This is a genomic window from uncultured Ellagibacter sp. (assembly GCF_934636505.1).
GTDB lineage: Bacteria > Actinomycetota > Coriobacteriia > Coriobacteriales > Eggerthellaceae > Ellagibacter.
In genome coordinates, this window is sequence record NZ_CAKUAL010000074.1 from 1 (window position 1) to 8,529 (window position 8,529).

Annotated in this window: 8 protein-coding genes; all 8 read left to right on the top strand. The window is 61.5% G+C overall.

Annotated features, from left to right (window positions below):
- On the top strand, positions 1–1,751 hold a 1,751-nt coding region (gene fusA, locus Q0G18_RS07970), incomplete at its 5' end, for an elongation factor G (RefSeq protein ID WP_297151751.1).
- Positions 1,752–1,787: 36 nt separating this feature from the next.
- A complete protein-coding gene (gene rpsJ / locus Q0G18_RS07975) occupies positions 1,788–2,096 on the top strand; it encodes a 30S ribosomal protein S10 (protein ID WP_158049766.1) in 309 nt (102 codons plus the stop codon).
- A gap of 14 nt (positions 2,097–2,110) precedes the next feature.
- Entirely contained in the window at positions 2,111–2,731 is a 621-nt protein-coding gene (rplC, locus tag Q0G18_RS07980) for a 50S ribosomal protein L3 (RefSeq protein WP_158049765.1), read from the top strand.
- A 31-nt stretch (positions 2,732–2,762) separates the two neighbouring features.
- A complete protein-coding gene (gene rplD, locus Q0G18_RS07985) occupies positions 2,763–3,386 on the top strand; it encodes a 50S ribosomal protein L4 (RefSeq protein WP_297151754.1) in 624 nt (207 codons plus the stop codon).
- Positions 3,387–3,671 carry a 50S ribosomal protein L23 gene (rplW, locus tag Q0G18_RS07990; protein ID WP_158049763.1) on the top strand — a complete coding sequence of 95 codons (285 nt, stop codon included), beginning with the start codon at positions 3,387–3,389 and terminating at the stop codon, positions 3,669–3,671. It begins immediately after the preceding gene.
- Between the two features lie 167 nt (positions 3,672–3,838).
- Positions 3,839–4,540, top strand: a complete 702-nt coding sequence (locus Q0G18_RS07995; protein ID WP_297151757.1) for an ABC transporter ATP-binding protein — start codon at positions 3,839–3,841, stop codon at positions 4,538–4,540.
- A gap of 30 nt (positions 4,541–4,570) precedes the next feature.
- The gene (locus Q0G18_RS08000) at positions 4,571–7,816 is read left to right on the top strand and encodes an FtsX-like permease family protein (RefSeq protein WP_297151760.1); all 3,246 of its coding nucleotides are present in this window, start codon (positions 4,571–4,573) and stop codon (positions 7,814–7,816) included.
- A gap of 144 nt (positions 7,817–7,960) precedes the next feature.
- Positions 7,961–8,529 (top strand): trigger factor family protein (locus tag Q0G18_RS08005; RefSeq protein WP_297151763.1); only part of this gene is annotated, 569 nt, incomplete at its 3' end.

Consider the following 8,529-nt stretch of genomic DNA (forward strand, 5'->3'; position numbering starts at 1 on the left):
AGTCCGAGACCGTTTGGCGTCAGGCCGAGCACTACGGCGTCCCCCGCATCGCCTTCATCAACAAGTACGACCGCGTCGGCGCCGACTTCCTCCATGCGAGTCAGACCATGAAGGATCGTCTGGGTGCGAAGGCTGTTGCTGCTCAGCTCCCGATGGGCGCCGAGGACAACTTCTGGGGCGTCATCGACCTTGTCACCATGACCGCATGGGACTTCAAGGCCGACGACAAGGGCATGACCTACCCTGAGCCCATGGACGAGATCCCCGCCGAGTTCAAAGAGGACGCCGAGCTTTACCATCAGGAGCTCCTCGAGGCTGCCGCCGACTGCGACGACGACCTCATGGAGAAGGTCCTCATGGAAGAGGAAGTCTCCGTCGAAGAGCTGAAGGCTGCCCTGCGCAAGGGCGTCATCGCCTGCAAGATCAACCCCGTGTTCGTGGGCTCCGCCTACAAGAACAAGGGCGTGCAGGAACTCCTCGACGCCGTCGTCGATTACCTCCCGGCTCCGATCGACGTTCCCGCGATCAAGGGCACCAACCCCGAGACCGGCGAGGAAGATGAGCGTCCGAGCGATCCGAAGGCCCCGTTTGCGGCTCTCGCGTTCAAGATCATGACCGACCCGTTCGTCGGCAAGCTCACCTATCTGCGCGTATACTCCGGCCATCTGGACGCTGGTTCCTACGTGTCCAACGCCACCAAGGATAAGAAAGAGCGCATCGGCCGCCTGCTTCAGATGCACTCCAACCAGCGCGTCGACATCGACGCCTGCTCCGCTGGCGATATCGTCGCTGTCGTTGGCCTGAAGAACACGACCACGGGCGACACGCTGTGCGAGGAAGACGCGCCGATCATCCTCGAGTCCATGGAATTCGCCGACCCCGTCATCGACGTTGCCGTCGAGCCGAAGACCAAGGCCGACCAGACCAAGATGGAGATCGCTCTCCAGAAGCTGGCGGAAGAGGACCCGACGTTCCGCGTGTCGACCAACCATGAGACCGGCCAGACCATCATCGCCGGCATGGGCGAGCTTCACCTCGAGATCATCGTCGACCGCCTTCTGCGCGAGTTCAAGGTCGAGGCAAACGTCGGCAAGCCGCAGGTTGCTTACCGCGAGCGTCCGGGCCACGAAGTGCTCAACGCCGAGGGCAAGTTCGTCCGCCAGTCCGGTGGTCGCGGCCAGTACGGCCATGCGGTCATCAACATGTACCCGCAGGAAGCCGGCAAGGGCTACGAGTTCGAGAACAAGATCGTCGGCGGCGTCGTGCCGAAGGAATACATTCCTTCCATCGACAAGGGCATCCAGGAAGCTCTCAACACGGGCGTTCTGGCTGGCTACCCCGTCGAGGACGTGCGCGTCGAGCTCATCGACGGTTCTTACCACGACGTCGACTCTTCCGAAGCTGCATTCAAGGTCGCAGGCTCCATGGCGATCAAAGACGCGCTGCGCAAGTCCGACCCGGTCATCCTCGAGCCCGTCATGTCCGTCGAGGTTGAAACCCCCGAGGAGTACATGGGCTTCGTCATGGGCGACATCCCGAGCCGCCGTGGCATGATCTGCGGCCAGGAATCGCGCGGCAACGCCGTTGTCATCTCCGCGAAGGTTCCGCTGGGCGAGATGTTCGGCTATGCAACCGACCTGCGCTCCGGCACTCAGGGCCGTGCGACGTACACGATGCAGTTCGCGTCCTACGAGCCGGTTCCGAAGAGCGTGTCCGAAGAGATTATCAGCAAGGCTGGCGGCAACGCGTAGTGCGCGGCTGCGACAAGCTTAATGGAGGTAAGATAAGTGGCTAATCAGAAGATTCGCATCCGCTTGAAGGGGTACGATCATGAGATCGTGGATCAGTCCACCAAGCTCATCGTCGATACCGCGCAGAAGACGGGTGCCAAAGTGTCCGGTCCTATTCCGCTGCCGACGGAGCGCAACATGTATTGCGTCGTCAAGGGCCCGCACGTCGACAAGGATTCCCGCGAGCAGTTCGAGATGCGCACCCACAAGCGCCTCATCGACATCCTGGAGCCGACCCCGAACACGGTCGATTCCCTGATGCGTCTCGATCTCCCGGCCGGCGTCGACATCGAGATCAAGCTGTAAGGGGGCTCTTTTAAATGATTAATGCAATCTTTGGCAAGAAGATCGGCATGACGCAGATCTTCGCTGAGAACGAAACCGTCGTTCCCGTTACCGTTATCCAGGCTGAGCCGAACAAGGTCTGCCAGGTGAAGACGAAGGCTACGGACGGTTACGAAGCTGTTCAGTTGGGCTTCGGCGCAATCAAGCCGAAGAAGGTCAACAAGCCGATGGCGGGCCATTTCGAGAAGCTCGGCACCGAGCCTGTTCGTTACCTGCGCGAGGTTCGCGTCGAGGACGCGAGCGAGTACAAGACGGGCGACCTGCAGACCGTCGCGGCATTTGCCGACGTGAAGAAGGTCGACGTCACCGGTACTTCCAAGGGCAAGGGCTTCGCGGGTGTCATCAAGCGCTACGGCTTTGCCGGCGGCCCTGGCGGACACGGTGCGCACTTCCATCGCGCTCCCGGTTCGGTTGGCCAGTGCGCAACCCCGTCCCGCGTCTTCAAGGGCGTTCGCATGCCGGGTCACATGGGCTGTGACACGGTGACCGTCCGCAACCTCGAGGTCGTTCGCATCGATGAGGAGCAGAACCTCATTCTCGTCAAGGGTGGTATCCCGGGCGGCAAGAACGGCATCGTGCGCGTGCGCATGGCGTAGTTAGTAACGAAGATTAGGAGCTGCATTACATATGGCAACGATTGATATCAAGGACGCGAAGGGTGAGAAGACCGGCACTGCCGAGCTCAATCCTTCCGTGTTCGGCATCGAGCCGAACGTCCCGGTCATGCACCTTGCGGTCCGCGCGCAGCGCGCTTCGTGGCGCCAGGGCACGCATGACACCAAGACTCGCGGCGAGGTTAGCGGCGGCGGCAAGAAGCCGTGGCGCCAGAAGGGCACCGGCCGCGCTCGTCAGGGCACCATCCGCGCACCTCAATGGGCTGGCGGCGGCACCGTGTTCGGTCCGCATCCCCGCTCCTACGAGATGAAGGTGAACAAGAAGGAGATCAAGCTCGCGATGCGCTCTGCGCTTTCCGCGAAGCTCGCCGACAACCAGCTCATGGTCGTCGCTGATTGGAACTTCGAGAAGCCCTGCACCAAGGACGCCGTTGCTGCCCTGAAGGCGCTCGGCATCGAGGGTCGCGCGACGCTCGTGATCGGCAACGAGGACATCAACACCTACAAGTCCTTCCGCAACATCCCGACCGTCACCATCGTCCCGGTGTGCATGATCAACACCTACGACTTCTTGGATAACAAGACGCTCGTGCTGACTGAGTCCACCCTGGCCCGCATCGAGGAGGTGCTTGCATAAATGAAGGATCCTCGCGAGGTTATCATCCGCCCCGTCATCACGGAGCACAGCTACGACATGATGGAGAAGAACACCTACACCTTCGAGGTCGCCAAGACCTCCAACAAGGTTGAGATCCGTCAGGCAGTTGAGGCCATCTTCAACGTGACGGTGACCAAGGTGAACACCCTGAACGTGAAGTCCAAGCCGAAGCGCATGCGCGGTGCGGCTGGCCGTACCCGTACGTGGAAGAAGGCCATGGTCACGCTCAAGGAAGGCGATTCCATCGAGCTGTTCAACGCCTAGAGTCCTATCTCTGAGCGACTGACGCCTGCTACGAAGCCCCAGGTTATTTGACCTGGGGCTTTTTCTTTCTCGACGCCCGCTATCCTTTGCTCTTGACCAACCTCGAGCGCGTTTAACGGTGAGGTTTCGCTATAATGGGACAAACGACGATATTTCGAGGAGTCCGCATGGCGTTTATCGAGTTCCGTGATGTTCGCAAAATCTATCAGATGGGCGAGGTAGAGGTCGCCGCTGTCGACGGTATGTCGTTTACCGTCGAAAAAGGCGAGTTCGTCGTCGTGGTCGGGCCTTCGGGCTCGGGTAAGACCACGCTTTTGAACATGCTCGGCGGCATGGATTCCTGCACGTCGGGCAAGATCATGCTCGACGGGCGCGAGGTGAGCTCGTTCGGCGAGAAGGAGCTCACGTATTATCGCCGTTACGACATCGGCTTCGTGTTCCAGTTCTACAACCTCGTGCAGAACCTGACGGCGCTCGAGAACGTTGAGCTCGCAAGCCAGATTTGCACCGACCCTCTCGATGCCGCTGAAGTCCTTGCCGAAGTTGGCCTCTCTCATCGCATCGACAACTTCCCCTCGCAGCTCTCGGGCGGCGAACAGCAGCGCGTCGCTATTGCCCGCGCCCTCGCAAAGAACCCGAAGGTGCTTTTGGCTGATGAGCCCACGGGCGCCCTCGACTATAAGACGGGCAAGGCGATCCTAAAGCTTTTGCAGGACACGTGCGCGAACACGGGCAAGACCGTCGTGCTCATCACGCACAATTCCGCGTTCACCGACATCGCCGACCGCGTGATTCATATCCGCGAGGGCAAGGTTGCCGCCGTGGAGCAAAACGCCCATCCCGCCTCCGCTGAAACGATTGAGTGGTAGCCGATGGCAGGGGCATTCCGCAAAGAGGTAATGCGATCGATCACTCATTCGCTTGGGCGCTTCCTCGCTATTGCCATTATCGCGGCGCTTGGGTGCGGCTTTTATGCGGGCTTGCGCCTCACCGGCCCCGACATGCGTCTTGCGGGCGACACGTACTACGACGCGACCAACCTGTGCGATTTGCGCGTTGTGTCCGCACTCGGGTTCACCGACGACCAGATCGATGAGATTTCCCAGGTTGAAGGCGTAAGCGGTGTCATGCCAGCCTATGAGTCCGACGTCATCGCGCAGATCGACGGCGTGCAGTACACGACGCGCATCCATTCCCTCAACGTCGATAAAGCGCGGGCGAGCGAATGCGACGACGGTCTGAACGTCGAATCTGAGGACCCGTACTATATCAACCGGCCCATCCTCGTCGAAGGCTCCTGGCCCGATTCGAACGACGAGTGTTTGCTGTCCGCCGACACGGTGTGGTCGACCGAGGTGAACGTCGGCGATAAGGTCCTGCTTGCGGAAGGGACCTCCGATCTCGACGACACCTTCGCCGTTCACGAGTGCACGGTCTCGGGCTTTGTCCGCTCCTCGTATTACACGTGCTCGACCTCGGTGGGGTCGACGTCGCTCGGGTCGGGGCAGCTCGCGACCTTCGCCTATGTTCCCGAAGGCGCTTTCGCGGAGGATTTCCCCTACACCGAGGCGTTCGTCACCGTCGCTGGCGCTCGCGAGGCGCAATGGGCGACCGATGACTACCAATCACTTGTCGATGCGACGGCATCGCGCATCAACGGTATTTCCGACGATCTTCTGGCTTCGCGCCTCGAGGGTATTCGCGCCGATGCGCAGGCGGAACTTGACGAGAGCCGAGCCGACTTCGAGACCGAGCGCGCCGATGCACTCCAGAAGCTCGACGATGCTCAGGTGGAACTTGACGACGCGAAGGCGAAGCTTGACGATGCGGCTGCGAAGCTCGCGAGCTCGCAGGCGACCATCGACTCAAGCGCTCGCGATCTTGCGAGCGGACAGGCGCAGGTCGACAGCGGGCGGGCGGAGCTCGACGCCCAGCGCGCAGCTGCCGAGGAGCAGTTTGCGGCTGCGGAGGCCCAGCTCGACGCCGCCCAGGCAAGCTATGACGCTGCCATGGCCCAGCGGGCGATGCTCGTCGAGCAGCTCGCGCAGGCGCAGGCGGCGGGCGCGCACGATGTCGTGGCGCAGCTTGAGGCCGCCATCGCGCAGATAGACGCGCAGACCGCGGGCGTTCCCGAGCAGATCGCGCAGGGACGTGCCCAGCTTGCCGAGCAGCGCTCCCAGGCGCAGGCGAGCATGGATGCCGCCGAGGGCGAGCTTGCAAGTTCGCAAGCGACCATCGACAGCGGTCGCGCCCAGCTGGAGTCGGGACGACGGCAGCTTGCCTCGGGCCGCTCCGAATACGAGGATGGCCTCGCGCAATACGAAGAGGGCGCAAGCGAGCTGTCCACCCAACGCGCGGACGCCGAGGAGCAGTTCGCCGATGCCGAGGCGAAGCTTGCCGATGCCCAGGCGGACGTGGACGCGATCGCCGATACTGAGGGCGAGGTGTACGTGCTCGACCTCACGAAGAACATCGGCGCCGAGAGCTTCAAGTCGGACGCGGGCCGCATCGATCAGATCGCGCAGGTCTTCCCGTTTTTGTTCTTCCTCGTGGCGGCACTCGTCTCGCTTACTACCATGACGCGCATGGTGGAGGAGGAGCGTGTGCTCATCGGCACGTTCAAGGCGCTCGGCTACAGCAAGGCGCGCATCACCTCGAAGTACCTCATCTACGCCATCGTGGCAAGCGGCGTTGGTGCGATTATCGGCATCGTCGCGCTCTCGAAGTTTTTGCCCTGGTTCATCATGGGCGCCTACGCGATCATCTACGCCGTTCCGTGTCGGCCGTGCCCGGTCGATCCCGCCATGACCGCCGCCGCCGCGGGGCTCGGCGTGGGAATCACCGTAATCGCCACCTGGTTCGCCGCGGCCTCGACGCTGCGCGAGCGCCCGGCGTTCCTCATGCTGCCGCGTGCCCCGAAGGCCGGCAAGCGTATCTTGCTCGAGCGCATCCGCCCTCTGTGGCACCGCCTGTCGTTCTCCTGGAAGGTTACTTCGCGCAACCTCTTCCGCTACAAGCGCCGCTTCATCATGGCGATCGTGGGCATCGCCGGCTGTACGGCGCTTCTGCTCACGGGCTTGGGGCTGCAAAACGCCATCAACGACATCATCGACAAGCAATATGGCGAGCTCTATCATTACAACACCATCGTCCGTATGGACTCCGATTGCACGCCTGACGAGAAATCACAGGTGGAACAGCGGGTTAGGGAAGACGCCTCGGGGGATTTCACCTGGCTTGCCGCCGCGAACAAGCAGGCGCAGTCCGTCTCCGGCGACGGCGCGGACATAAGCCAGCACCGCATCGACATCATCGTGCCCGAGCATCCCGACGCCTTCTCCGACTTCATCACGATGCGCACGCGCGAGGGGCACGAGGAGCTTGCGCTCTCCGACGACGGCGTGCTCGTGAGCGAGAAGCTCGCGATGGAGCTCTCCCTTGAGGTGGGCAGCACGTTTTCCATCTTCGATGAGGACGCCGTGGGCGACGCGACGGGCGACGGGCGCGAGGTCACCGTGGCAGGCATCATGGAGAACTACGTCGGGCACTACGTCTACTTCACGCCGGCACTCTACGAGCAGGTGATGGGCGAGGAACCTGTGTTTACCACGCTTTATGCGAACGAGGTGGAAGACGAGGGCGCGCGCGAGGTCCTCTCCGACGAGCTTCTGGCGACCGATGGCGTGAAGACGGTCACCTACAACGACGAGACTATCGATAGTTACCGAACCATGCTCAAGAGCGTCGACAGCGTGGTCGTGGTCCTCGTGATTGCGGCGGCCCTGCTCGCGTTCGTCGTGCTTTACAACCTGACGAACATCAACATCACCGAGCGCGTCCGCGAGATCGCCACGCTGAAGGTGCTCGGTTTCACCCCGCGCGAAGTCGACGCCTACATCTATCGCGAGACGCTTCTGCTTGCCGTAATCGGTGCGCTCGTGGGTCTTTTGCTCGGCATCGTGATGGAAGGCTTCGTCGTGGTGACGGCCGAAGTGGATCAGGTCATGTTCGGCCGCGACATCCATGCGGCAAGCTTTATCATTGCGTTCCTATTAACCATGGTGTTCTCGGTGATCGTGACGCTTGCCATGCGCCCGAAGCTGCGCCGGATCGATATGGTCGAAAGCCTGAAATCGAACGAATAGGCGCCTACTTGTACCTGCGAATTGCCGAAGATGAGGGAGCAATCCGTCCCTTTCATACGTCTTGCAGGATGCGCATCGCACAAGTTGCGCTACAATTTCTACAAATGAGTTGGAGTTTTCTCATTCGAAAGGGGAACTAATTCAATGAAGGTTACTCAGCGAAAGCTCGATGACGGCAAGCTGCGTCTCGAATGCGTCGCAACGCCCGTTGAGGTGAACGAGGTGCTGCAAAACGCCTACATCCAGTTCGCTCAGCAGATGGGCCTGCGCCCGGAAAAGGATAAGACGGTCGCTCAGGTCGCCGAGGAGCAGATGGGCATCAAGAACCTCGACTCCATCGTGCAGGAGCAGGCGATCGAGGGTCTTGTCCCTTATGCCATCGACAAGAAGAACCTCACGCCCGCGTACCCGCCGAAGGCCGAGCACGATCGCGCCATCGCCCGCGACCGTGAGTTCGCGTTCACCGTCGTGGTGCTCCCGAAGCCCAACTACGAGCTCTCTTCCTATGAGCCGGTTTCCATCACGGTGCAGCCTTTCGAGGTGAGCGAAGACGAGGTCCAGCGCCACATGGACGAGACGGCAGAGCACTACGCCGAGTACGTCGCCGACGACCCGCATCCGGTTGCGAAGGGCGACAGCGTGAAGGTGAAGCTCGAGTGCTCCGAGGACGGCAAGCCGATGCCGGGCCTGACCACCGAGGGCCGCACCTACAC

Coding starts and splice junctions, on each gene's coding strand:
- rplC (WP_158049765.1), top strand. CDS start 2,111: ATGATTAATGCAATCTTTGGCAAGAAGATCGGCATGACGCAGATCTTC.
- rplD (WP_297151754.1), top strand. CDS start 2,763: ATGGCAACGATTGATATCAAGGACGCGAAGGGTGAGAAGACCGGCACT.
- rplW (WP_158049763.1), top strand. CDS start 3,387: ATGAAGGATCCTCGCGAGGTTATCATCCGCCCCGTCATCACGGAGCAC.
- Q0G18_RS07995 (WP_297151757.1), top strand. CDS start 3,839: ATGGCGTTTATCGAGTTCCGTGATGTTCGCAAAATCTATCAGATGGGC.
- Q0G18_RS08000 (WP_297151760.1), top strand. CDS start 4,571: ATGCGATCGATCACTCATTCGCTTGGGCGCTTCCTCGCTATTGCCATT.